General features: G+C 36.3%; 22 protein-coding genes. 11 read left to right on the forward strand and 11 right to left on the reverse strand.

Features of this window, described 5'->3' with window-relative positions; translation table 11 throughout:
• The first annotated feature begins 4 nt into the window (after positions 1–4).
• The 5 genes from ribB to ACFIK0_RS01235 all read left to right on the forward strand — a co-directional run bounded on the left by ribB (position 5) and on the right by ACFIK0_RS01235 (position 5,524).
• Positions 5–1,108 carry a 3,4-dihydroxy-2-butanone-4-phosphate synthase gene (gene ribB / locus ACFIK0_RS01215; protein ID WP_375631382.1) on the forward strand — a complete coding sequence of 368 codons (1,104 nt, stop codon included), beginning with the start codon at positions 5–7 and terminating at the stop codon, positions 1,106–1,108.
• Between the two features lie 7 nt (positions 1,109–1,115).
• Positions 1,116–1,370 (forward strand): exodeoxyribonuclease VII small subunit, encoded by a 255-nt coding sequence (locus ACFIK0_RS01220; protein ID WP_273791347.1) that lies wholly within the window; start codon positions 1,116–1,118, stop codon positions 1,368–1,370.
• A gap of 236 nt (positions 1,371–1,606) precedes the next feature.
• Complete coding sequence (gene dxs / locus ACFIK0_RS01225; RefSeq protein WP_375637431.1) at positions 1,607–3,514, forward strand: 1-deoxy-D-xylulose-5-phosphate synthase; 1,908 nt, start codon at positions 1,607–1,609, stop codon at positions 3,512–3,514.
• Between the two features lie 16 nt (positions 3,515–3,530).
• The gene (locus tag ACFIK0_RS01230; RefSeq protein ID WP_375637430.1) at positions 3,531–4,274 is read left to right on the forward strand and encodes a TlyA family RNA methyltransferase; all 744 of its coding nucleotides are present in this window, start codon (positions 3,531–3,533) and stop codon (positions 4,272–4,274) included.
• Complete coding sequence (locus ACFIK0_RS01235; protein ID WP_375663360.1) at positions 4,271–5,524, forward strand: class I SAM-dependent RNA methyltransferase; 1,254 nt, start codon at positions 4,271–4,273, stop codon at positions 5,522–5,524. Before ACFIK0_RS01230 ends, ACFIK0_RS01235 begins: the two co-directional genes overlap by 4 nt.
• Before the next feature lie 518 nt (positions 5,525–6,042).
• Here ACFIK0_RS01235 and tldD read toward each other — a convergent pair.
• Both tldD and ACFIK0_RS01245 read right to left on the reverse strand, forming a co-directional pair.
• The gene (gene tldD / locus ACFIK0_RS01240) at positions 6,043–7,467 is read right to left on the reverse strand and encodes a metalloprotease TldD (RefSeq protein WP_273791351.1); all 1,425 of its coding nucleotides are present in this window, start codon (positions 7,465–7,467) and stop codon (positions 6,043–6,045) included.
• A 110-nt stretch (positions 7,468–7,577) separates the two neighbouring features.
• On the reverse strand, positions 7,578–8,117 hold the full coding sequence (locus tag ACFIK0_RS01245; RefSeq protein WP_273791352.1) for an invasion associated locus B family protein: 540 nt from the start codon (positions 8,115–8,117) through the stop codon (positions 7,578–7,580).
• 344 nt (positions 8,118–8,461) lie between these two features.
• On the opposite strand from ACFIK0_RS01245, the gene cyoE reads away from it, so the two are divergent.
• The 4 genes from cyoE to rnhA all read left to right on the forward strand — a co-directional run bounded on the left by cyoE (position 8,462) and on the right by rnhA (position 12,067).
• Positions 8,462–9,397: a heme o synthase gene (gene cyoE, locus ACFIK0_RS01250; RefSeq protein WP_273791365.1), complete on the forward strand. Its 936-nt coding sequence runs from the start codon at positions 8,462–8,464 to the stop codon at positions 9,395–9,397.
• 182 nt (positions 9,398–9,579) lie between these two features.
• Positions 9,580–10,635, forward strand: coding sequence for a 4-hydroxy-3-methylbut-2-enyl diphosphate reductase (gene ispH, locus ACFIK0_RS01255; protein WP_375663361.1), 1,056 nt, complete (start codon positions 9,580–9,582; stop codon positions 10,633–10,635).
• Positions 10,635–11,594, forward strand: a complete 960-nt coding sequence (locus ACFIK0_RS01260; RefSeq protein WP_375663362.1) for a homoserine kinase — start codon at positions 10,635–10,637, stop codon at positions 11,592–11,594. Before ispH ends, ACFIK0_RS01260 begins: the two co-directional genes overlap by 1 nt.
• Before the next feature lie 5 nt (positions 11,595–11,599).
• Positions 11,600–12,067: a ribonuclease HI gene (gene rnhA, locus ACFIK0_RS01265; RefSeq protein ID WP_375663363.1), complete on the forward strand. Its 468-nt coding sequence runs from the start codon at positions 11,600–11,602 to the stop codon at positions 12,065–12,067.
• A 26-nt stretch (positions 12,068–12,093) separates the two neighbouring features.
• Here rnhA and ACFIK0_RS01270 read toward each other — a convergent pair whose 3' ends face one another.
• Positions 12,094–12,972 carry a protein-disulfide reductase DsbD domain-containing protein gene (locus tag ACFIK0_RS01270; protein WP_375622303.1) on the reverse strand — a complete coding sequence of 293 codons (879 nt, stop codon included), beginning with the start codon at positions 12,970–12,972 and terminating at the stop codon, positions 12,094–12,096.
• 71 nt (positions 12,973–13,043) lie between these two features.
• Between ACFIK0_RS01270 and ACFIK0_RS01275 the strand changes: the two genes are divergently transcribed.
• Positions 13,044–13,628 (forward strand): YqgE/AlgH family protein, encoded by a 585-nt coding sequence (locus ACFIK0_RS01275; RefSeq protein WP_375663364.1) that lies wholly within the window; start codon positions 13,044–13,046, stop codon positions 13,626–13,628.
• A gap of 42 nt (positions 13,629–13,670) precedes the next feature.
• Here the strand turns inward: ACFIK0_RS01275 and ACFIK0_RS01280 are convergent, their stop codons facing one another.
• From ACFIK0_RS01280 to ACFIK0_RS01315, 8 genes are all read right to left on the reverse strand, one after another.
• Positions 13,671–16,556, reverse strand: coding sequence for an EAL domain-containing protein (locus tag ACFIK0_RS01280; RefSeq protein ID WP_375631388.1), 2,886 nt, complete (start codon positions 16,554–16,556; stop codon positions 13,671–13,673).
• Positions 16,557–16,954: 398 nt separating this feature from the next.
• On the reverse strand, positions 16,955–18,229 hold the full coding sequence (locus ACFIK0_RS01285) for a M16 family metallopeptidase (RefSeq protein WP_375663365.1): 1,275 nt from the start codon (positions 18,227–18,229) through the stop codon (positions 16,955–16,957).
• 82 nt (positions 18,230–18,311) lie between these two features.
• The gene (gene thrC, locus ACFIK0_RS01290; RefSeq protein ID WP_375663366.1) at positions 18,312–19,709 is read right to left on the reverse strand and encodes a threonine synthase; all 1,398 of its coding nucleotides are present in this window, start codon (positions 19,707–19,709) and stop codon (positions 18,312–18,314) included.
• Between the two features lie 635 nt (positions 19,710–20,344).
• Complete coding sequence (locus tag ACFIK0_RS01295; protein ID WP_375663367.1) at positions 20,345–20,707, reverse strand: hypothetical protein; 363 nt, start codon at positions 20,705–20,707, stop codon at positions 20,345–20,347.
• A 216-nt stretch (positions 20,708–20,923) separates the two neighbouring features.
• Positions 20,924–21,286, reverse strand: a complete 363-nt coding sequence (locus ACFIK0_RS01300; protein ID WP_375663368.1) for a hypothetical protein — start codon at positions 21,284–21,286, stop codon at positions 20,924–20,926.
• Positions 21,287–21,459: 173 nt separating this feature from the next.
• Positions 21,460–21,816 carry a hypothetical protein gene (locus ACFIK0_RS01305; RefSeq protein WP_375663369.1) on the reverse strand — a complete coding sequence of 119 codons (357 nt, stop codon included), beginning with the start codon at positions 21,814–21,816 and terminating at the stop codon, positions 21,460–21,462.
• 884 nt (positions 21,817–22,700) lie between these two features.
• Positions 22,701–22,934: a hypothetical protein gene (locus ACFIK0_RS01310; RefSeq protein ID WP_273791557.1), complete on the reverse strand. Its 234-nt coding sequence runs from the start codon at positions 22,932–22,934 to the stop codon at positions 22,701–22,703.
• An 877-nt stretch (positions 22,935–23,811) separates the two neighbouring features.
• The gene (locus tag ACFIK0_RS01315; protein WP_375660123.1) at positions 23,812–24,507 is read right to left on the reverse strand and encodes an HAD family hydrolase; all 696 of its coding nucleotides are present in this window, start codon (positions 24,505–24,507) and stop codon (positions 23,812–23,814) included.
• Positions 24,508–24,878: 371 nt separating this feature from the next.
• Between ACFIK0_RS01315 and ACFIK0_RS01320 the strand changes: the two genes are divergently transcribed.
• On the forward strand, positions 24,879–25,967 hold the full coding sequence (locus ACFIK0_RS01320) for a site-specific DNA-methyltransferase (RefSeq protein WP_375613050.1): 1,089 nt from the start codon (positions 24,879–24,881) through the stop codon (positions 25,965–25,967).
• Positions 25,968–26,040 lie beyond the last annotated feature (73 nt).

Genomic DNA, 26,040 nt, shown 5'->3' on the forward strand with positions numbered 1-26,040 from the left:
AACAATGGCGTATGATGAAAAAAAAATTGTTTCTGCACTTAAAGCTTTTGAACACGGTGAAATTGTTGTGGTAACAGATGATGATGACCGTGAAAATGAGGGTGATTTAACTGTTGCTGCAGCGCATTGTACAGAAGAAAAGATGGCGTTTATTCTTCGTCACACAACAGGTATTGTGTGCACACCTATGCCAAAAACAGAAGCAAAACGGTTTAATCTTTCTCCTATGGTACCAGATAATAACTCTGCACATGGGACACAATTTACGGTTACTGTTGATTTTAAACACGGCATAACAACAGGGATCTCAGCACATGACCGTACATTAGCTGTACGTAATCTTGCGAATTCAAATGCAAGTGCGGATGATTTTGTTCGTCCAGGGCATGTTTTTCCTTTGATTGCGCATGAAGGGGGGGTGCTCATGCGTTCAGGTCACACAGAGGCGGCTGTTGATTTATGTAAATTAGCTAATTTGCCGCCGGTTGGTGTTATCGGTGAGTTAGTTAATGATGATGGAAGCGTTAAACATGGCGATCAGATTATGAAATTTGCGCAAGAACATCGGTTGCATATTATAACGGTTGCAGATTTAATTGCTTACCGCCAACGTAAGGAAATATTGATCAAAAATGTTGGAGAAATGCCTATTGAAACATTTGTAGGTCCCGCTATTATTCAAAGTTATCAACTCCCTTGGGAAGCCGTTCAGCATATTGCAATTGTTTTTGGTGATGTCCGTGAGGGGGAGGATATTCCTGTGTATTTACATCATGAAAACATTATAAATGACGTTTTTTGTCAAACTTCAGATATTATGGTGATGATGCGGCGTATGATGGAAAAAGAAAAACGTGGCGTATTTATTTATTTGCGTGAAGGATCTGTTATACAATCAACTATTGATATTCAAAACATGGCAAGAGACAGTTCAGAAAACCATGTGCAGGCGATTGAACGCGAAGAAGAATGGCGCAAAATTGGTTTAGGATCACAAATTTTAAAATATTTAGGAATAGGCTCTGTTATTGTTTATGCTTCTAAAGAGCGCCATTATGTAGGTTTGGAAGGTTTTGGAATTCGTATATCCAGAACAGATATTTTTTGAGGTTCATATGAAAAAAGAGATACAAGAGGGAGATATTACGACCTTAAGTTTCGAGCAAGCGCTTAAGCAACTTGAAGTTATTGTCGAAAATTTGGAACGTGGCGATGTGCCTTTGGAACAATCCATTGATATTTATGAACGCGGTGAAGCGCTTAAAAAGCATTGTGAAAAACTCTTAAGAGTTGCTGAAGCTAAAGTTGAAAAAATCCAGTTTTCAGAAGAAGGTTCTCCAGAAGGAGTAGAACCACTTGATGCTAAATAATATTAAATCTTTTTGGATATTTATTGTGGGACTTAAGAGATGCAATAACCTTAGTTTATAAACAGAAAAATTTATTGATTTCTTTTTTATATAATAATTTAAAAATGAGGAAATTATAGTTCATCTCAATAGAAAAGAGCATTTTTCAGTAAAAAAAGATGCAAAACTGTAAATAAGAGTAGAGAAGATGTATTTCGTTGCGTTTTCTTGAGTTAAGATAATAGAAAGGATTTTTTTTGTCTCAGGTCCTAACACCATTGCTTGACCGTGTTTGTTTTCCGCAAGATTTGCGGGCATTGCATGAGTCTGATTTGGTACAGTTGGTTGATGAGTTGCGGACAGCAACAATTGATGCGGTTTCTGTAACAGGTGGTCATCTTGGGGCGGGACTTGGTGTTGTTGAGCTCACTGTTGCATTACATTATATTTTTAATACACCAGAGGATAGGATTATTTGGGATGTTGGTCATCAAACCTATCCACACAAGATTTTAACGGGGCGTAGAGAAAAAATTCGCACATTACGTCAAGAGGGCGGATTATCTGGTTTTACAAAACGTTCAGAAAGTGTGTATGATCCATTTGGAGCGGGGCATTCATCTACTTCTATTTCAGCGGGGCTTGGCATGGCGGTGGCAAGTGCTTTGAAAGCAGAGACAAGACGCAATATCATAACTGTCATTGGTGATGGTGCAATGTCTGCGGGTATGGCATATGAAGCAATGAACAACGCTGGTGTTTTGAATGCGCGCTTGATTGTTGTTCTTAATGATAACGATATGTCTATAGCACCACCTACAGGTGCTATGAGTGCACATCTTGCACGATTAGTGTCTCGTCCTTCTTATCGTCATTTGCGTGAACGCGTAAAGATGTTGAGCGAAAAATTGCCAAAGTTTTTTTTGGATAAGGCCCGTCGTTCAGAGGAATTTGCGCGTGGACTTTTGGTTGGGGGAACTTTATTTGATGAGCTTGGCTTTTATTATGTTGGACCCATAGATGGGCACAATTTGGGGCATTTATTGCCTGTTTTTAAAAATGTTCGTGAATATCCTAATGGTCCTGTTTTGGTGCATGTTGTAACCCATAAGGGAAAGGGATATCCACCTGCAGAGGCCTCGTCTGATAAATATCATGGTGTTAATCGTTTTGATGTCACGACAGGAAAACAGGTTAAAGCATCAAGTAATATTCTACCCTATACCAAGGTATTTTCTAAAGCTTTAATAGAAGAAGCTCACCATGATGATAAGATTGTTGGCATAACAGCAGCGATGCCAACAGGGACAGGTCTTGATTCTTTTGCGAAAAAATTTCCTGAAAAAATGTTTGATGTTGGTATCGCTGAGCAACATGCCGTAACTTTTGCGGCAGGACTTGCTTGTGAAGGGTATAAGCCTTTTGTTGCAATTTATTCTACTTTTTTACAGCGTGCTTATGATCAAATTATTCATGATGTATCAATTCAAAAATTACCGGTACGTTTTGCTATTGACCGAGCAGGTTTTGTGGGGGCAGATGGCGCAACACATGCTGGAAGTTTTGATATTGTTTTTTTGTCCACTCTTCCTGAGTTTGTTGTTATGGCACCTTCTGATGAGCTTGAATTGATGCATATGGTGCGTACAGCTGCAGCTTATGATCAGGGACCAATTTCTTTTCGTTATCCGCGTGGTGAGGGGATTGGTATAGATTTACCGCAACGTGGTGAGTTATTAGAAATTGGAAAAGGGCGCGTTCTGCGTGAAGGGAATAAGATCGCTTTGGTTTGTTTTGGAACGCGGATGTCAGAAGTGTTGCAAGCTGCTGATGCGTTGGAGGTTGAAGGGTTATCTACAACGGTTGCAGATGCACGGTTTGCAAAACCTTTAGATAAGGATTTGATGCGTCGTTTGGCACGTGAGCATGAGGTATTGGTGACAATTGAAGAAGGGGCAATCGGTGGATTTGGAGCGCACATATTACAATTTTTAGCGCAAGAAGGGCTCTTAGAGCATGGTTTGAAAGTTCGTACACTACAACTTCCAGATGAATATTTGAATCAAGGCTCACCAGAAAAAGTTCTTTCACGTATCGGGCTTGATGCTATGGGCATTGTCAACACGGTTTTTACAGCTTTGGACCGCGAGATTCGAACAGGATAAAAAATTCGAGTATGAGATGGCTGCCAGAAAAAGACTCGATATTCTTTTAGTTGAAAAAAACTTTTTTAAGACACGTTCACGCGCACGTGATGCTGTTATGCGCCAAACTGTTAAAGTTAACGGAGAAATCGTTTTTAAAGCTGGGCAAATCGTTTTTGATGATGCAGAGATTACCGTTTGTGATCCAGCGCAGAATTATGTTTCTCGGGCAGCGTTAAAATTGATTGCTGCACTTGATGCATTTCCAATTATAACAGATAAAGTGACAGCCATTGATGTTGGTGCATCAACAGGTGGTTTTACGCAAGTTCTCTTAGAGCGTGGAGCAGATCATGTTATTGCCGTTGATGTTGGGCATCATCAATTTGATAAACGTTTATTGGGCAACAGTGCTATAACGTTATTAGAATGCTTGAATGTCAGAGATTTTAAACAGGAACATTTAGGTGGGCGAGAAATTGATCTTATCGTTTCAGATGTTAGCTTTATTTCGCTCAAACTTGCATTGCCTCCCGTGTTGTCTTTAGCCAAGAAGGGTGCCCAAGCTGTTTTACTGGTAAAGCCTCAGTTTGAGGTTGGTCGTAAACATTTTAGTAAGGGAGGAATATTAAGTCCATCAAGTGCTAAAGAAACTGCTGAGGCACTTTTTGTTTGGTTAAATACACAAACAGGGTGGAGTGCAAAAGGTTTAATTTCTTCCCCTATTACAGGTGGTGATGGCAACGTGGAATATTTACTATTCGGAGAAAAACAAGAGTGAATGACAATGTCATAATCGATCATATCGGAGTAAATGGTTATGGTATTGCTAAGATGTCTCACGGCTTCGTTTCTGTTCCTTTTACTTTACCAGGAGAGTGTGCTGAAATTACTGTTCATGGAAAATATGCAACATATATAGCATTAAAAGAAAAATCATCAGAACGCATTGATACTCTTTGTCAGCATTTTGGAGAATGTGGAGGGTGTACTCTTCAGCATTGGCATATGGATGCTTATCGCGTATGGAAACAACAATTGGTTGTTGAGGCGCTTAAAAAGTATGGACTTAATAATGTTGTTGCGCCTTTAATAGAATGTAAACCTTATAGCCGACGGCGGATTACTCTAACAGCATCCATGACCCCACAGGGGCAAAAAGTTGGTTTTAACCGTTATCTCTCTCATGAGATTGTAGCTCTTGAGGAATGCCCAGTAAGCCGTCCAGAGCTTATTTCTCAGTTGCATAATATCAAAGAGCTCTGTGCTTTTCTAAAGAACTCTGCCAAACGGTTTCATGTTACGATAACATGTGTTGAAAATGGTTTAGATGTTGCTTTAAGCGGTTGCATTATACACCATGAATCACTTCGTCAGAAAATGATCAGTGCTGCTCTTTCATATGGGATTATACGTTTATCTGTTGACGGTGAAGTTTTGGTTGAACGAGAAAAACCAGAGATTTACTTTGGAGATGTCCGTGTTGAATTTCCTTCTGGTGGTTTTCTGCAAGCAACTTGTGAAGCGGAAAATATAATGGGCAATATTATTTTGACTCATTTAAAAAAAGCAAAGAATGCTGTTGATTTGTTTTCAGGGGTAGGAACATTTACCTTGCGTATGGCAAAAAAGATGAGTGTTCATGCAGTAGAAAATAATGAAGATGCATTAAGAAATCTAAATACAGCAGCACGTTTTGCGACTGGTTTAAAAACGGTCACTTGTGAAAAACGTGATCTTTTCCGACATCCCCTTTCTGTAAAGGAACTTGAATGTTTTGAGAGTGTTGTTTTTGATCCTCCCCGTGCTGGTGCAGAGCAACAAGTACGTGAATTAGCGAAGACAACAGTATCACGTGTTGTGGCAATTTCTTGTAATCCTACTACATTTGCTCGTGATTTATCTCTTCTTGTTGCAGGGGGGTATACAGTAGAAAAAATCATACCGATCGATCAATTTTTATGGTCACCACATGTCGAAATTGTTGCTGTTTTGAGCAAAAAGAAAAAAAAGAAAGGTTGGAAACTTTAGCCTAATTTTTTTTAAAAGTTTACCTGAGTATTATTATAAAATCTCTCCAAAATTTATCTATAATAATAACCTTTTTCTCGTTGATCTAAGAGCACTGAATGTAGAAAGTGCTTTTTTATTATGAAATATAAAAGACAAGTTACCCCACACAAAAAAACCACAAAAAAGACGAATGGATTACGAAGAATATGTATCTGAATAAGCCTGTTCCATCGTTATATTTGCCATCTCCCAATGTTTCTAAAATTCTTGGTACTTGAGACGGTCCATAAGAAGAATCTTTAGTTCTTTCTTGTACAGTTTTTATCCATATAACTCTCCCTGCCTGTAATGTATAAACGAATGATTTTGATTGGTTCAACAGACACAGATTTAAAATGAGAGAATCTTACGGTATTCAAGGTTCTAATACAATATGAATAACGCTAGATTATCTTTATAAATCAATGCATTGTACCCCCTCACAAAATGGTCGTAATAGACGAGAAGGAGGCAATACGGGGAAGGAATGAGCAAGCTTATTCCTCTATAAGCGCAGTTCCACCGATTGTCATATTATTGATTCGAAGGTGAGGTTGGCCAACACCAACAGGGACATTTTGGCCAGCTTTTCCACACATACCAATACCATTATCTAGTTTACTATCATTACCAATCATTGTGATACGTTTCATAGCATCCGGTCCATTTCCAATAAGAGTTGCCCCTTTGATTGGTGCACAAATTTTACCATTTTCTACTCGGTATGCTTCAGTACATTCAAAGACGAATTTTCCAGAAGTAATATCAACTTGTCCTCCACCAAATGAAACAGCATAGATACCACTTTTAAGTGAAGAAAGGATTTCTTCAGGTGTTTTATCTCCTCCTAGCATGATTGTATTGGTCATTCGTGGCATTGGTGCATAAGCATAAGATTCACGCCGTCCATTTCCAGTTGATTTACCTCCCATAAGCCGTGCATTAAGCCTGTCTTGCATAAAACCAACGAGCTTTCCATCTTCAATGAGAACGTTATATCCTGAAGGGGTCCCCTCATCATCAACAGTGAGAGAGCCACGGCATTGTGGAATTGTTCCGTCATCAACAACTGTAACACCTTTTGCTGCAACTTGTTGTCCTAAAAGTCCAGCAAAAGCGGATGTTTTTTTACGGTTAAAGTCACCTTCTAAACCATGACCTACGGCTTCATGGAGCATAACACCAGGCCATCCGTTGGCTAAGACAACATCAAAAGATCCAGCAGGTGCTGCTTCTGCTTCTAAATTTGTTAAAGCCATACGTAAGGCTTCATCTGCAGCTTTCTTCCAATTGTCTTCATGAATAAATTGGTTAAATGCTTGTCTCCCTCCACACCCATAAAAACCATTTTCACGTCGATTGCCTTCAGCTACGACCACAGATATAGAAAGTCGCACAAGGGGACGAATATCACGAACCAAATAACCATCTGCACGTAAAATTTCAACATGTTGTAGCGAGCCGGAAAGAGAAACAGTCACTTGATGCAATTTATCATTTTTAGCACGTAAATAGGCATCAATTTTTTGCAAAAGAGCACTTTTTTCTTCAAATGATGGAGCATCAAGGGGATTATGCGGTTGATAAAGTCTTTTGTTTGTTTGTTGAGGTGCTATACTATAAGGCCCTGCATGATTATTATAGGTAACAGCTTTAGCAGCTTCACTGGCACGTTTGAGTGCAGCAGCTGATAACTCACTAGAGTGAGCATATCCAGTAGCCTCTCCAGCAACAACGCGTAGTCCAAATCCCATATCTTGATGAAATGAGCCGTTTTTAAGCTGCCCATTATCAAATAAAAGAGCTTCGCTTTCTGTGTACTCAAGGTAAAGCTCACCATCATCAGCATGATGAAGTGTTTCCTGTACAAGTGATTGCACTTTAGAGGAAGCAATATCAAAATGATCAATCAGCGATTTCATAAGAATTATCCTATTTTTATGGGGGCTTAGAAGATTTTTATCAATCTAATTTTAAGAATCTTTCAAAATATACGATGAAATTTCAATCGTTTAAAGTGTATTGATTTCACTCATGTTGGTAAGGTTGCATAGGCGTCGCCAAGACCATGAAGGTCAACAAAACCTCCAATCCCTTGTTCCGGAGTTGTAAAGATAAAATAGGTTGCCATTTTTCCTTTTAAAAAGAGCTGCAATATGTCTTCTTTAAGAAAGGCTTCAGCAACACAATTATCACCAAGACAACGACGATATTCCATTCTGCCCATATTTTTATCGTCAATTTTAATTCCAACGCCAGGACGTAATTCAACGCGAATCGGAACAAAAACACGCATCAAGGCACCTTGCTTTTGAGGAAGTTTATAAAATGTAACGCGCAAGGTAATATCTTGACGCCCTTGTGTGTGAACGTTTTGTACAACTTCACACTGCATGTTAGGTGTACCTGGTGGTAGAGAACAAACTTTTGTCCATGCACCATAGGTTTGTGGAGCAGGGACACTTTGCGCATAGGGTGTTTGTGCAAATGCATGACTGATAAAACTACTATAAAGTGTGTAAAAAACAGTGCCAATAAAAAAAGTTTTTTTGAGTAATTTATAAAGTATCACAGAAAATCCTATCCGACTCAACACTCACAACCATGCATAGATTTACATAAAAAATGAATTCCCTATAAAAAACTATAACACAAAATCAGTATTTACCCAAATATATTAATTCATAGGATATATTTTTATGATACACTTGTAATATGGGAAAGAACGTTGATTGAAAAAATGTGTTTTTATTGCCAGTATTTTCATCTACTTTTAGGGTATACGTGCGAAAGAGATATTTCATATTTTCTCAAAAATACGATTGGTCTTAATTGGTCATTTCCATACGCTAGATAATATTTGTCAGATAATATTGGGTTTGTGAATGACAGAAATGGAAAAGGGCTTTGAGTGGAATGTCAGTTTCAGAAAAGTTATCGGTTGTGAATGGTAAATCAACGCCACCAAAATCCACTATTAGTGATTATATCACATTATTAAAGCCACGTGTTATGTCTCTTGTGATCTTTACGGCTTTAGTTGGTTTGATGGTGTCTCCTGTTCCTATCAATCCGTGGTATGGTTTTTTAGCAATTTTATGTATTGCTGCTGGTGGCGGTGGTGCGGGAGCACTGAACATGTGGTATGATGCTGACATTGATGCTGTGATGGAACGGACTAAAAAGCGTCCCATTCCCATGGGTAAAATCAGCTCTCAAAAGGCATTTATTTTTGGCATGGTTCTTTCTATGCTCTCGGTATTGGTTATGGGGAGCTTCATTAATTGGTTTGCGGCATTTTTTCTTGCTTTTACGATTTTCTTTTATGTCGTTATCTATACAATTTGGTTAAAGCGTATCACACCACAAAATATTGTTATTGGTGGTGCTTCTGGGGCTTTTCCACCAATGATTGGATGGGCCGCGGCAACAGGGACAGTGAGTATTGATAGCTTTTTATTATTTTTGATCATTTTTATGTGGACCCCCCCCCATTTTTGGTCTCTTTCTTTATTTTCATCTCTTGATTATGAGGCTGCAGGCATCCCTATGATGCCTAATGTACGAGGTGAACATTCAACAAAAAAACAGATTTTATTTTATACTATTTTGATGGCATTATGTGCTGCTGCTCCTTGCTTTATTGGTCTTGGCGGAATTTTTTATGCTATTTTTTCAACAATTTTAAGCATTATCTTTATTTATTTTGCCTATCGTTTATGGAAAGCTGATACACATAATGAAACTATTTTGATGGCCAAAAAAACGTTTTTCTTTTCGTTACTCTATTTGGCAGCTATCTTTGGAGTTCTTTTGATTGAATCTCTTGTTTGGTATTTTATCGCTCTTTAGGCAAATAAAATGAAAAAGCAAATTTAAAAAGAGCTTTTCTTCAAGAAAATTCTGTAAGAAAACACGATAGAGTCTGTTCTTATGCAAAAGATGATATTGCGCGTTTTTTTACATTGCTTATTCATGTATAATAATAGGTTGTTTGAATATATAGCTAAAACTATAGAGATTAAGGATGATTTATGTCTGGACTTCCCCCTTTAACGATACGTCTTTGTGGTCCACGTGGATTTTGTGCAGGGGTTGATCGTGCTATCCAGATTGTTCTGCTTGCATTAAAAAAATATAGTGCTCCAGTATATGTTCGTCATGAAATTGTACACAACCGCTACGTGGTTGAGGGATTACAGCAACGGGGAGCTGTTTTTGTCGAAGAACTTGATGAGATTCCAGAAGAACATCGCAATCAACCGGTTGTTTTTTCTGCTCATGGTGTACCAAAATCTGTTTCAGAAGAAGCGCGATGCTATAATTTGTTTTATCTCGATGCAACATGTCCGTTGGTCTCGAAAGTGCATAAACAAGCGATACGACATCAACGTCATGGTCGTCATGTTATATTGATTGGTCATGCTGGTCATCCTGAGGTGATAGGGACAATGGGACAGCTTGAAGAAGGGGCTGTGACGCTTATTGAAACGATAGAAGATGCTTTGCATTATCAACCCAATGATCCAGATAAATTAGGATTTGTGACACAAACAACGCTTTCTGTTGAAGATACTGCAGGAATTATCGATATATTACAACAACGTTTTCCTACATTAGCAGCCCCAGCGGCTGAGTCAATTTGCTATGCTACAACGAATCGACAAGATGCGGTTAAAGCAGCGGCAAAGGGGAGCGATTTGTTTTTGATTGTTGGAGCACCAAATTCTTCTAATTCACGACGTTTAGTAGAGGTTGCCGAAAAGTCTGGTGCGCGGCAAGCTATTTTAGTTCAGCGCGCTGATGAAATTAATTTTGAAAACCTAAAATCTCTTTCTATTGTCAGTCTTTCAGCAGGGGCTTCGGCTCCTGAAATTATTATTGATGAAATTATTTCAGCATTTCGTGAGCGTTATGATGTCACAATAGAATTAGCTGAAACAGCGGTAGAAACGGAAAAATTTTTAGTGAGTCGCGAATTACGTGACGTCATTTTAACGTCTCAAGATATGGCTTTCGTCAATGGTCAAGCAAATAATGCAAAAAATAAAAATCAGAATACAAACATGTCTACAACGAAAGCAGAATAATGGCCGTTTATACAGATATTCACCCAAATGATTTAAAAGTGTTTTTAACACGTTATGCAATAGGATCACTTTTATCTTATCAAGGTATAGAGGAGGGGATTGAAAATTCTAATTTTATGTTAGAGACAACACAAGGGCGATTTATTTTAACACTTTATGAAAAGCGTATTTCAAAAGATGATTTACCTTTTTTTTGTCGCTTGATGCAGCATTTAGGACAGCGTGGAATTCCTTGTCCTCAACCTGTTATTCAAAATGATGGAATGATGATCTGTGAACTAGCAGGACGTCCTGCCGCTATTATTACTTTTCTGGAAGGAGAGTGGATCAGCCAGCCCAATATAGATCATTGTGGCGAAGTGGGGATGGGGCTCGCACAATTACATTTAGCAGGACAGGATTTTACACTTAGTCGTAAAAATACTCTTTCTGTTATGGATTGGAAGGTCTTGTGGCAACGTTGTCAAACCAAAGAAGATGCATTGTTAAAAGAATTTGGACAAAAAATTGAGTTGGAATTGGCTTTTTTACAGAAAAATTGGCCGTTCAATTTACCAATAGGCATTATTCATGCAGATCTATTTAATGATAACGTCTTTTTTGTGAATCATCGTCTTTCTGGGATGATAGATTTCTATTTTGCTTGTAATGACTTTTTTGCTTATGATTTAGCGATCTGTTTAAATGCTTGGTGCTTTGAGCCTGATCATTCCTATAATCTTACCAAAGCACGTAAGTTATTGGAAAGTTATCAAAAAATAAGACCATTGATCCCTTTAGAATTGGACAAGATGGTTTTATTAGCTCGTGGTGCGTCTCTACGTTTCTTACTCACACGTCTATATGATTGGTTTAATACACCGCCTAATAGCTTTGTTATTAAGAAAGATCCATGGGAGTATTGGCACAAGCTTTGTTTTTTCAGTAATGTAAATTCGCTAAGTGAATTAGGTTTTTAAATTTTATGGCAACTCAACAAAAAGTCGTTGAAATTTATACAGATGGTGCTTGCTCAGGGAACCCTGGAATTGGAGGATGGGGGGCAATTTTACGCTGGAATGGTCATGAACGGGAGCTTTATGGCGGTAAGGTTCATACGACAAACAATCAAATGGAACTCATGGCGGCTATTTGTGCATTAAAGGCGCTTAAAGAGTCCTGTTTGGTCGATCTTTATACAGACTCAGTTTATGTGCGTAACGGTATATCTAAGTGGATTGAAGATTGGAAAAAGAATAATTGGCGCACCGCATCAAAAAGTCCTGTTAAAAATATGGAGCTATGGCAAGCTCTTGAGGATGCTAGTTCTTGTCATACAGTCAGATGGCACTGGGTAAAAGGGCATGCGGGACATCCAGAAAATGAACGCGCAGATGCCCTTGCTCGCAAAGCAATTACTCAATATCGTGAAAATGGACGTTTTCCAGCATAATTGCTGTTTGGGAGCTTTTTCTTTTATCACGGAGTCGCAAGCGGGGTTGGCTGCGTATGGAATATGAATGTTCCACTTAAGGCGTGATCTTTAAAAGAAATTGTATAAAAAATTTTTTGGTTTATTTCTTCTGGTGCGAAATAGAGTGGAGCACTGAAGAGTGTATATTCTGCGTTATCACTGACTTTTCTTGCTGCTCCAATTTGCATTTCTCCTCCATCTAAAAAGAGAGAGGAAGGTGTAGTTTTGTTGTTATTTTGTATTTTTATAAGAAGGGTACTGTTATTTTTTTCGGCACTTATTTTTAGTGCATTCTGCATCATGCGGGGCAAAGAATCTTGCGCCTTTTTTAAGAAGGAAGCAGGAAGATGTTTATTTTTAAGAGCAGATGGCGAAAAATCAAAGTTAATAGTAAATGGAAGACAGATTTTATTACATAATCCAAGAGTGAAAGCACCACTTAAATTTTTGCTTGAACCAGAAAGATTGAAGGGCAATATTACTTTATCTTTATAACCTAATGACCAATCATTTTCTGTTTCAAAAAGCTGTGGAGTAGGATAAAAGATTTCATAAGAAATCTGTTGGTTGAAATTAAAAAATGGTGCCATGCCAGAATTACCTGGATTACGCCAGTAAGTTTTCCATCCTGGTTTAAGCTCAATTTCAATAATGCCTTCTCTTATTCCAGAAAGAGAAGGTTCAGTGATCGCTAATCGGATACGACCACCATCTGATTCATACCAAGATGTTGCGAAAAGCTGGAGTTTTTGTTCTGTTTGAGCATTTACAGGAATGTTAAGTAATTCTAAAACTATGAATGTTAAGCTTAAAGTAACGAAAAGCTTTTTATAAAAGAAAGTTGCGATATTTTGTAAATTTGTAAATATACGACTTTTTTTCATTGGAGTTTTATTTTCCTAGTGTGCTAAATGAACAAACTTTTATCATGTAAATTATGGAGAATAACAGATTAATGAAGCGGTGTAATGGCTTTTTAGGTGGACAATTACTCATAGCAATGCCTGGGATGAATGACAAACGCTTTATTCGTTCTGTTATTTATATTTGTGCGCATTCTGATGCCGGTGCGATGGGCATCATTCTTAATCAATTGCATCATATTGATTTTCCAGAGCTTTTGCTTCATTTGGGAGTCATAGACAGTGGCCAAAAAAAAAGTCTTTCTGAACCAATAAAACAGTTTCCAGTTCGCTATGGTGGTCCTGTTGATCCTTTGCGTGGTTTTGTCCTTCATTCAGATGATTATGCTTGTGAAGAAACTGTTTTTATTGCAGATAAGATCTGTTTTACTGCGACAATTGATATATTAAAAGCGATCAGTTGCGAACAAGGTCCGCAACATGCACTGGTCGCATTAGGCTATGCTGGATGGAAAGCGGGGCAACTTGAGGCAGAAATTTCTACAAATGGTTGGCTAATCAGTTCTACATCACCTAGTTTTCTTTTTGAAAGCGATTTAAGCTGCAAATATGATAAAAGTTTAACACGCATGGGTATCGATCCAACTTATCTTGCTTCTGAAATGGGACACGCGTAGAGTTTTTTCTAAGCTTTTTAACTTTACACGTTATTTTATCCATTATGTTTTTATTTTATAAGGGAAATGGCTCTGAACGAGTGTAATTAATTCTTCTATGGCAATCGGTTTCGTCACAAGTGTACTTTGAACATATTTACAGCCTTCTTGACGAAGAAAGATTGCTTCTTTTTCATTTTCAACACCTTCTGCGATAATTTGCAAATTAAGATCTGTTGCCATATTAATGATAGACTTTAGAACAATTTTCTTCTTAAGAGAGTCGATTGAGATAAGTGAACGATCAAGTTTAACCATATCAAATGGATAACGTACGAGATAGGTCAGAGACGAATAACCTGTTCCAAAATTATCGAGTGCGAGATTCATTCCAAGTGTTTTAATTTGTTCAAGAAAGTGCGCTGATTGTTCAGGATTATTTCTTAAGACAAATTCAGATATTTCAATCATCAGACGCCCTTTGTGGAGCGGATGGCGAAGCAAAGCGGCACGCAATTGACTGATAAAACGAGGATGAATCATTTCTGCGCTTGGTAAATTAATTGAAATAAAGAAAGATTGTTGGGAAAACTTTTCTTGTACATTTATAAGATCAATAATGGCATTATCGATGATAAATTGTGACAAATCCATAACAATTTGTTCATTTTCTACGATTTTTATGAAATCAGAGACATTTAAATTTCCATAAGTGGGATGATGCCATTCTACAATTGTTTCAAAACCAATAATATGTCCGTCTGATAAATTAAGAATAGGATGGTAGAGGATTTTCATCTCATTACGTTTTATGGCATAATGAACATCTTTCTCCAGAGTATTATGTTCGAGACCCAAAGTGCGAAAATTAGGACGAAAAGGTTCAATATGGTTTCCACCCATTTGTTTTGCGCGAATCATCGCTAATTCACTATCATTAAAAATATCTTTAGCCGTCGATCGGCTTTCACTCCATGTAACCAATCCGATAGAGGTTGAAAGGATTATTTTGTTTTCTGAAAGTGAAATAGGTGCTGAAATTGTTTTGTGCAAATGATCTGCAAATGCTGCAATTTTTTGTGGTTCGGTTTCACTAAGTAAAATAATTGCAAAGCGGTCTGCTGAAAGACGCGATAAGGTGTCTTGAAAGTTAATGAGACGATTTAAACGACGTGCGATTATAAGCAGTACAGTATCCCCAACTGCTATGCCTAATTTGCGATTAATTTGGCGAAAATTGTCAAAATCAATCATAAAGACAGTCGGTCTAATTTTGATATTTGCTTTCGCTAAAGAGGTATAATTTTGTAGTCTATCAAAGAAAATTTGTTGGTTAGGAAGTCCGGTTAAGCTGTCGTGGATTGCATCATGCAATAAGCGTTCTTCGGATTTTTTATGGTTAGTAATATTGACAATGGTTCCAATGACACGTGTGATTTTTCCATCTTTTTGCATAGCCGGACGTGCACGAAGAGAAAACCAATGATAATAACCACCACCGGAAGAAAGACGAAAAATTTGATCAATGCGCCCTTTTTTATTTTTAAGAATGATATCCAATACAGCTTGAAAGCGTTCACGATCATCATGGTGCAAGGCTGAAATCCAGTTGCGCATAGGTCCATTGAGGTTATGAATTTCAGTACCAAAAAGGGTTGCCATGTTTGGATGTACAACAATACGGTCACGCTCGATATTCCAATCCCAAATAATATTTCCAGCTCCCTTTGCTGCGAGTACTTGTTGTTCAAGGTCGGAAAATATTCCTTCATGGAAAGCGTCATTAGAAAAAGTTTGTTGCAGGACAGTAAAGCTTATGAGAAGAACAATGAGCACTAATCCCCCCGCTAATGCTGGCTGGATAATATCATTGTTTAAATGTCCAGCTATGCAAGCATAGGCTCCAACACACCAAAAGCTAATGAGCAACCATGTTGGAATAAGCATAATAGCGCGGTCATAGCTTCTGATTGAGAAATAGATGATTAATATTATACCAAGCACAGCGGTAAGGCCAAAAGACAAACGCGCAATTCCAGCTGCTCTGATGGGATCATAAATAGCAAAGGCTCCTAGACTGCAAAAGGCAATGGTCCAAGCGATAGCACCGTAACTAAAATGATAATGCCAGCGGTTAAGGCTGAGATAGGTAAAAAGAAAAATGAAGAGTGTAGCAGTAAGAGCTACTTCTGTACCAGCACGCCAGATTGGTTGTGTTGTGAGTGTAACTGCAAAGAATTTATTTAAAAAGTTGAAGTCAATACCAATATAAAAAAGCACTGCCCAAGCAACAGCAGCTGTTGCAGGAAACAGCCCTGTTCCACGGACGACGAAGAGAACAGTTAACAAAAGCGCTAAGAGACCTGATATCCCAAGAAGAATACCATGATAAAGCGTATAAGAATTAATTGCATCTTTATAAGCTTCAGGTTGCCATAAATAGATTTGCGGTAGATTTGCAGAGTTAAGTTCGGCCACAAATGTAACAACAGCACCAGGGTTAAGAGTAATACGAAAGATATCAGAGTTTGCACTAAGTTGACGATCGAGGGAAAAACCTTCGCTTGGCGTTATGGATTGAATCCTTGCTGATCCAAGGTCTGGCCAAAAAAATCCAGAACGTGCCATGCGGTAATGGGGGGCAACAATGAGACGATCAACTTGTTCATCTGTTGGATTTGCAAGAGAAAAAACTGCCCAATTTCCGGAAAATTTTTCATTTTTTGCCTGCACTTCAATACGCCATACAATACCATCTGGTCCTGGCGCTGTACTTGTTTGAAAAATAGAGTTGTTTGTATGGTGAATTTCAATTGCTTTTGAGAGATCAAGAGCAGCATCTTGAGAAGAAATTTTAACTGGCTCAATTGCTTGTGCTGATGTAAGATGGACAAAAGAACTAACGACTACAATGAAAATGATGTCAATTATTTTACGCAAACTCTTCACAATGTCCCACTCTCAATATTTTAGGATGTTTAATTTTCATTTCGATTTTTGAGAAAAAACGTCCACCTTTTATAATTTATTTACATAATAAATTGTTATCACTTTTTCTTAAGTTGTGTGATTTTATATACAAATAAACCACATACCCATTTGCTCCAATAGAACTTGAAGCGAATGAAGTTTTATATTTTAAAAGGGCAAAGTTAAACCATAAATTTCCAGATTTCACGGATATACCTTCACTCATTAGAATCTTTATCACATGAAGTATGAATTGGGTAGTTTTGTACGCCTCTTTGCCCAATATTTCCAAAACTTATTTAATGAGAAGAGCTTTTGTGGTAAATTTTATGATAAAATATGTGATGTTATTGTGATGCTGCTTTGAAAAGAAGTTTTTACTTTAGCTTGTATGAAAGAGTTGACGTTAAATCATCAAAATTTATGAGGGGTCCTACAGGTCCGACAGCAGTTAGTGTTGGTGTGGAGTTTGTAAAAAGACGATGTGCTAAATCAGTTAATCTTTTAGGAGTAATGAGATTGAGGCGTTCAATTGTTTCCGATATTGGAATTGGTCGACCATAAAGGAGTATTTGGCGAGCAATGAGATGTGCTTGACTAGAAGGATTTTCCTGTGACATTGTCAGGTTCGCACGATATTGCGTTTGTGCTCGTTGTAGTTCATTAGCGTGAATATTTTTGCTGACCTTGGAAAGTTCATCAAGAATCACAGGAATAAGTTCTTTGAGCCCGTCTTGTCCGGTAGCTGCGTGAACACCAAAAAGTCCAGTATCTGAAAATCCCCAATGAAAAGCATAAATAGAATAGCATAATCCACGTTTCTCTCTTACCTCTTGAAAAAGACGTGAAGACATACCACCACCAAGAATGATTGAAAGAATTTGGGCCGCATAAAAATCACGCGCGTGATAAGCGCGTCCTTCAAACCCTAGAACAACTTGTGTATCCATTAAATCGCGATATTCACGAAAGTCGCCACCGACATAATTTGCAAGATTAGTAAGAGGTGCGGTTGAATGGGAGCGAAAAGTACCAAGACGACTTTCAACTTCTCGCACGAAACTTTCGTGCTTTACAGCTCCTGCTGCAACGACAATCATACGATCTGCACTATATTGTTTATTGATGAAATCATGGAGATCAGTAGATGTAAATGATTGAATAGTTTTAGCTGTTCCTAAAATAGAGCGCCCAAGGGATTGATGACGAAAGGCTGTTTCTGTAAAATGATCAAAAACAATATCATCAGGGGTGTCATGGGCAGCACCAATTTCCTGAAATATTACTTGTTTTTCTCGTTCTAGTTCATTGTCGTCAAATTTTGAATGCATTAAAATATCGGCTAAAATATCTATAGCAAGAGGGATATCGCTTTTAAGTACACGTGCAAAGTAAGCTGTTGTTTCAATACTGGTTGTAGCATTTATTTCACCGCCAACATCTTCAATATCGGTTGCAATTTGAAAAGCAGTGCGGTTTTCGGTTCCTTTAAAAGCCATATGCTCAAGAAGATGAGCAATACCATGCTGTGTGGAGGTTTCATTGCGTGAGCCCACTTTAACCCATATCCCGAGGGCAACACTATCAATTTGTTGCATTGTATGTGTGGCGATAGTCAAACCATTATTAAGGCGACATATATCTACATCCATGTATTTACAACTCCATTAATAAGCTAAATACCTCATTGTAAAGGTATTAGAATATTCTTGATTTAAATTAATGCAGCTAACTTTAATAAGATGCACGCGATTTTAAAGAAATATAATCTTTTACTATTTTTTCATCATTAGCAAGACTTATAAAATGTTCTTCGTGTTTCATTACATCATTGAGATGAGATGGCCATGGAGCATGAAGGCCACAAGCGCTTTTAATCGTATCAGGAAATTTAGCTGGATGAGCCGTGGCAAGAACGATCATTGGAATATGCGGTTTTTTGTTTTCACGCGCTACTTGAAGAGCAACCGCTGTATGTGGATCAACAAGATAGCCACTTTCCTTATAGACACTATCAATTGTTTGAGCTGTTGTAGCCATGTTGCTTTTCCCGGCGGAAAATAGGGAACGAATATTTTTGAGTTGCTTTTCATCAAGAGTAAAGAGCCCCGTTTTTTTCAAGTTTTCCATTGCATTGCGAATCCAGATTGGATCACGATTGCCACTTTCAAAGAGCAAACGTTCAAAATTAGAAGAGATCTGAATATCCATAGAAGGTGATGTTGTATGGACTATTGGTTGTGTTTCATAAGTACCACTGGTCAATGTACGTACAAGGATGTCGTTATCATTCGTTGCGATGACCAGTTGAGCAATGGGTAATCCCATACGGGCTGCGACATAACCTGCAAAAATATCACCAAAATTTCCAGTAGGAACAGTAAATGAAACAGCTCTATCAGGAGCTCCTAAAGAAAGTGCAGATGAAAAATAGTAAACAATTTGCGCCATGATACGCGCCCAATTTATAGAATTCACACCTGAAAGTGCTCTTTTTGTACGAAAATTGTGGTCATTAAACATTGCTTTGACAAGGGCTTGGCAATCATCAAAATTTCCTTCAATGGCAATGGCATGAACATTTGAACATTGATTGGTTGTCATTTGCCGTTGTTGAACAGGTGATACACGTCCTTTAGGAAATAAAATAAAAATATCTGAGTGTTCTTTTCCAGCAAAAGCTTGTATCGCAGCTCCACCTGTATCACCTGATGTTGCAGCAATAATCGTTGCACATCTATTTTTTTCAGTCAAAACATAATCCATCAGTCGAGAAAGAAACTGCATTGCTACATCTTTAAAAGCTAAAGTAGGACCATGAAAGAGTTCAAGGATAAATTCATCTGCTCCAGTTTGTCGTAACGGACAGATTGCTGGATGGTGAAAGGTTGCATAAGATTCAGCGATCATATTTTCAAAAGCTGTATATTCGATTTCGTTATTCACAAAGGGCCACAGAATAGTTTTAGCAATTGTTGTATAGGACTGACCACGAAGTGCTCGTAACGCATCAAATGATAGCTGAGGAAATTTATCTGGCAAATAAAGTCCCCCATCACTTGCCAACCCTGTCATGATTGTTTCCGTAAAGCTTAAAGCAGGAGCTTCACCTCTCGTGCTGATATATTCCATAAGTCTTATCCTTTTTTTATTTCTGGCAAATTGGTGAAGTTATTTATTTCACGTTTTTCATAATATTTAAATTATTAAATGGATAGAGCTTTTTTTCTTCTTTTTAACTCAATAATGAAAGGAAATAGTCTTAAGCATTTTTATTTTTGAGATATAAACGTCAAATATTCACAGAAAATCTTTTGCAGACGAAAATTTCCTCTCTATTATTCATTCACTTAAATTTTACAACGTATCTTCACTTGTACACCTTCTTAAATAATAAAATTAAATAGATAGAATGGTACCTACTGAAGAACTTTTGTATAACTCAATCATTCATAGTTATATTTTATGCTCTTAATACTTTGTAACAATTAAAGCTGTTAAACCGAATGTTAAAATGATACATCTCAGAATTCACACTGGAAGATTTATAAGGTAATTTTATGGCATTTCGTGCGCAAATCTATACTTTGAATAATCTTTTTTTAGCTTAATTTATCATTTTGTATAATAATAGATATTATATTTGTGCTATACAGTATGGTAACCTAAAGTTTATCCATAGAAAACATACAACAGCCTGCTAAATGATGTGAAGCAGGCTGTAAATTGTTCTCGTTTTAATAGAAAAAATACTGAGTATCTTTGAATTATTTGCCTTTAATTTTTCCTATTGCCCATCCGATTGTCCCGCTAAATATGGACATAACAAATCCAGTCAAGAATCCAAAACCCAAAGCTCCTACTGTAGAAAAAATTCCTAGCGTAATTGGTTCAAATACTTTCTCAAATTTTCCTTCAATGGCAGTTTCACTTTTTGCTTTATGAGTGAAACTTGGGACATAAAGAGCAGCTATATCGATAGCTTTTTTCTTTCCTTGTTCTATTAAAGAGACAGTTTCCCATTGAGTATCATTTTTCAAATGATTGGCATGAACATTTATAACTTGTGAAAGCAAAAAAGAAACTGCTATTAAAATATTTAATACGTAAGTTTTCAATACTTTAATCATAATTTTTCACCAATACTTTTACTTTTATTTTAATCTGAATTGAATAGATGCATCGGCAGAATTAGTGCACATTGAGAGAAACAGAAGCATTTAAAGCTTTTTTCATTTTTAGTGTGATAATTCATTAGTTTTTTGTCATCAACAATCGATCAACACAGAATATATCCATAGTTTATATTTCATATGAGAAGGTTTTATTCTGATGAAATTTCAATTTTAACGAGATTTAAAATACGATATTATTTTACTTATTATCCATCCTAAAAACATGCCTATCGTACTTGATGCATATCCAAGTGCCATCCCCATACCAAAATTCCCGATTGTAAGAGGTTCAACGACCTTTTCAAATTTTCCTTCAATAGTAGTTTCATTATCCACTCCAAGATTTAGACTGGGTCTATAGAGAGAAACGGTATGGACTGCAGCCTTTCTTTTCTGCTCTATTGTAGAAACAGAAATATTCTCACGATGAGTACTATTTTGCAAAGAGTTTGCATGTACATTTACAACCTGAGAAAGAGAAAAGGCAGACATAATGAAAATACTTAATATATGATTTTTAAATAATTTAATCATAATTTACCTCAAATATTTTTTTTATATATATGCGTAAATTTATACTTTGGATATTTGGATATAATCTACAACATTTATATTTTGCAGAAAGATGAGCTTCATTATGTAATTATTTACAATAAATTATAGATACATAATGAAGCCAATATTCTAGAGTTCTAGATGAGGTTGAATTATTTGAACATCAATACTATGTCCTTTATCCAACTTATTATCGATCCTATAAAGCTCATTGCATATCCAGTAAACAATAGTCCCATTCCTATAGTCATAGGCGCAACGACCTTTTCTAATTTTCCTTTACCAGTTGTTCCATTTTCTGTTTGATAATTTACAGATGGAACATAGAAAGCAGTCGTAGAAACTACATCGGATGTCGCATATTTTACTTGTTCCATTGGGAAAACAGAAAGTTCCTCTTTTGGAGTATCATTTTTCAAATAGTTTGCATTAACATTTACAGTTTGTGAAATAAAAAAAGTGCTCGCTATAAAAATGCTTAAGATATAATTTTTAAATATTTTTATCATAACTTTACCTCAAATATTTTTAAGTTATATATGTAAGAAATATACATAATGTTTATGTATCTCACACTATATATAATTTATATATTTCAATATGTATTTTTAGTCAATAATAAAAATACATATAAAAATATAACTGTAATTTTTTATAAATATTATTGTAAAAAAGTAACAGTAATAATTACAAAAATATTTTTTAAAAAATTTTATGCAATATCTTATTATGTGTTATATATAAAACAACACGTGGTTATCGTATGATTTTTATAAAATGATATTAATATTATTTTTTTAATACATTTATAAATAATAAAGTTGATCAAACTTTTTACATATTAAATATATATAAATTTATTTATTATAGATATTATAATAAAAATATAAAAATTATGATGTATTTATAAAAATATTCTTAAAAATTAAAATATTAATGGACATGCTAAAATATTATTATTTATATGAGTTATTATTGTAATAATATGTGTATTCTATAGATATTATTAAATTATTATTCAATGTTTATTAATTGCATCATGATAGCATAATACTACTGCTTACTTCACTATTAATTATATACATTTATCTTATAGATAATAATATGTTATAGATACTAAAAAATATACAGCTCTCTCATAGTGGAAAGTAGAGCTCGAATTGGATAGAGATAAATGATATTATCTTTTTCTCGCCAATGTGAGCGGCGTATTACTATGATGCAAAGTGTATAGAAGAATGTCAATTCAGACATATTTATGAGTGCCGAAAGATCAGCATTGGATAATATTTTTCGACATTTTCTTCTTTCCAAACTGAAAAGCCGCTTTTATTTTTAGAAAGGGTGTTTTTCCTAAAGTTGGATTACTTTTGAAAAGATCTGATTTCATTGCTTATTTAAAAAGTCTATTAAGTGCTTTTGGAAAATTTTGAGCAACTACTGGTATCTCTGTACGTTGTTTAACATGATTGTATGTTTCATATTTAAGTGCTTTTTTAAAGAAACCGTTCTCAAGGTACTCAAGCCTATTTTGCAACGCTATATATGATGATAAAGTCCCATAATATAAAATTCTTAGGACATCAGAATTTTTGACGTTTATAAAGAAGAAAGATGGCAGTGCCATACACTTTGCTCGCTCCTAATGTTGCTACTAATTTTTGCCTTTTGAGATAATTCATTAAAAGGCATTTTTATTTCTTTAATTCAGCATATCCAGATTTTAAATGAGAGGATCTTACAATATTCGGTTTTTTTGCTTAATTTGAATAATGATTAATTATTGATTATAAATCAACATGTTGTCTGTAAATTACTTGGTATGAAATGTTTTTTATAAAAGGCACATTTTTCATAAAAATGTATTCTTTTTGTTTTTTGTAATCTTAGGGAGGTTGTACTAATTGATGCTGTTAAAATACTGTTTGAGCAGCAAAGTAAATAAGCCTTCAACAAGTTTACGAGATTTGGATTGAGTAAATATAAGCCCGTGTAACTCAACAAAGACGCTTTTGTCATTTTCAATAAACTCTTGTGTTCCATAGATTCCGCGAATTTTAATATTTTTTTCCATGATCAATAGGCACATCCCTTACAATTTTACCATAGTATGTGATTTTTTTGATCAGATGAAAGAGGCTAGCAATTCTCACATCTTATCGAGCAAGGCATTGTAATATTCCTTTTTTGACAAATATAATAATTTATCAGGATGAGCTGCTGAGGTTGGGAGTGGGATATCGGAGTTGAGATAGATAAGCAGGGTTTAATTTTCATGAGTTGGCACCCCTGTTTTTTGCTTTTTTTAAAGCACGTGCAATGGTTAACAGACTTATGATTTCAATGAGGCGCTATATTTTTCCTTCACATTGAGATGCAATTCACCCGTGTCGTGAATTACGCATTTATTGAAGTTATTATAAAAGGAGCAGCGAGAAGAGAAGGACATTTGAATAAAAATGCTTCTTACAAGAGTTTACAAATTGATATATTCAAGAGATTTTTTATAATAGATCTCGCCATACTGCCATTGCTTCTAAGACTTCTCCTAAATGAGCATGTTTTGCAATAACTGTTTCTGCACCAGCTTCTGCAAGTGCATTAGAATGGCCAAAATAGCTATGTGATCCTCCCGTAAAGCCGATGACACGCATGCCTGCTGCTATGGCTGCGTGTACACCATGAAGTGAATCTTCTATAACGATAGTGTTTTGGGGCTCTGCCTGTAATTGTTGTGCGGCAAAAAGGAAAACATCAGGGGCCGGTTTCGTTCTTTTTGTTCCAACTTCAGGTGCTGAAAATATTTTACCTTCAAAAAGGTCATAGAGATCAACCGTGGTGAGCATCTCTTTTATATCTACGCTTTTTGCATTAGAGCAGATACAGTAGGGATAGCGTGTTTGAATAATTTCTACAGCTTCTCTTACATCATCAATAGCCCGTAATTTAGTTTTTATTTGTGTACGAAAAATATTAGTCATTTGGTCTATGAGATGAGCAGAAATTGGTTTTTCTGTTTCCTGTTCAACGTGTTTAAGAATATCGCGAAAGATAAGCCCTGCAAAACGCTCACTCAATTCTTCGGGTGATATTTCATATCCTGTTTGTTTGAGCAATTGTGATCCAATTTTTGCTGCAAGATATTCAGAGTCAACGAGAACTCCGTCACAATCAAAAATAATAAGATCTATCTGAGGCATAAGATATTCCTTTACATGTTACGAGATGGACAATTTTCATGAAAACGATATTGAGAGGATCTTATTTCATAAAAATAAGTTTTGAAAATGATTCTTAATTCTTTTACGAAATAAAAGATATGGGAACAGTACATTGAAAAAAAGAAAATTAAGGTTTCATTCATGTGAAAGTTTTTTTTACTAAAAAAACAAAAACAATTATCAATTTTGTAGAATTTTAACGATACGTTTACGCTATTTTGTAAATATGGATTGGTAATGCGGGCCTATAAACTATTTTAGTTGATTATAGGGCAAATTTAGTTAATTTTGTTGGGTTTTTCATGACAGTTATTCAGCTTCAAAAAGATTTCCTTCGTATCCCCTCACAAATGCCATGGCGCAATAAAATTTTTAAAGGAGATTGTGTTTCCGTTCTAGAAAAACTTCCAAAACATTCTGTTGATATGATTTTTGCAGATCCACCCTATAATTTGCAATTGGATGGAGCTTTATACCGTCCAGATCATTCGCTTGTTGATGCGGTTGATGATGCATGGGATCAGTTTGAGAGTTTTGCTGCTTATGATGCTTTTACCCGTGCATGGTTGCTTGCTTGTCGTCGTGTATTAAAACCCAACGGAACACTTTGGGTTATCGGATCTTACCATAATATTTTTCGGGTTGGGACGGCATTACAAGATTTAGGTTTTTGGATGCTTAATGATATTATTTGGCGCAAGAATAATCCGATGCCTAATTTTCGAGGGCGCCGTTTTCAAAATGCTCATGAGACGCTTATTTGGGCCGTGCGAGATCAAAAAGATAAAAAGTACACATTTAATTATGATGCCTTAAAAGCGGCAAATGAAGATCTACAAATGCGTTCAGATTGGCTTTTCCCTCTCTGCACTGGAGCTGAACGTTTAAAGGATGATTCAGGGCGTAAATTGCATCCAACACAAAAACCGCAAGCGTTATTAGCGCGTATTATTATGGCTTCTAGTAAACCTGGTGATGTTATTCTCGATCCGTTTTTTGGTTCGGGAACAACAGGTGCTGTTGCCAAGCTTTTAGGGCGTGATTTTGTTGGGATTGAACGCGAGCAAGATTACATCGATGCAGCATGTGAGAGAATTGCGGCGGTTCAACCTTTAGCGCAACCAGAACTAGCGATTTTGGATAGAAAAAAAGCAGAACCGCGCGTAGCATTCAACAGTTTGCTTGAAGCAGGTTTACTCTATCCTGGAGAAGTTCTTTATGATCGTAAGAAGCAAGTATCTGCTATTGTAAGAGCTGATGGTACGATTATGCATGGTGGTGAAGCGGGTTCAATTCACGCAATGGGAAGAAAGGCTCAAGATTCGCAGAGTTGTAATGGTTGGACCTTTTGGTATTATGAGGAAAATGGACGGTTGAAGTCCATAGATCATTTAAGAATGATTATACGTTCACAAATGTTAAAAACGGGTGTTTTATGAACTAAGCTGATCGCTTCATTCTATTGACCACCAATGTACCTGATCTTGATTAAGATGGACGTGAGGGCGTTTT

The sequence above is a fragment of the Bartonella sp. CL63NXGY genome (genome assembly GCF_042194905.1).
GTDB lineage: Bacteria > Pseudomonadota > Alphaproteobacteria > Rhizobiales > Rhizobiaceae > Bartonella.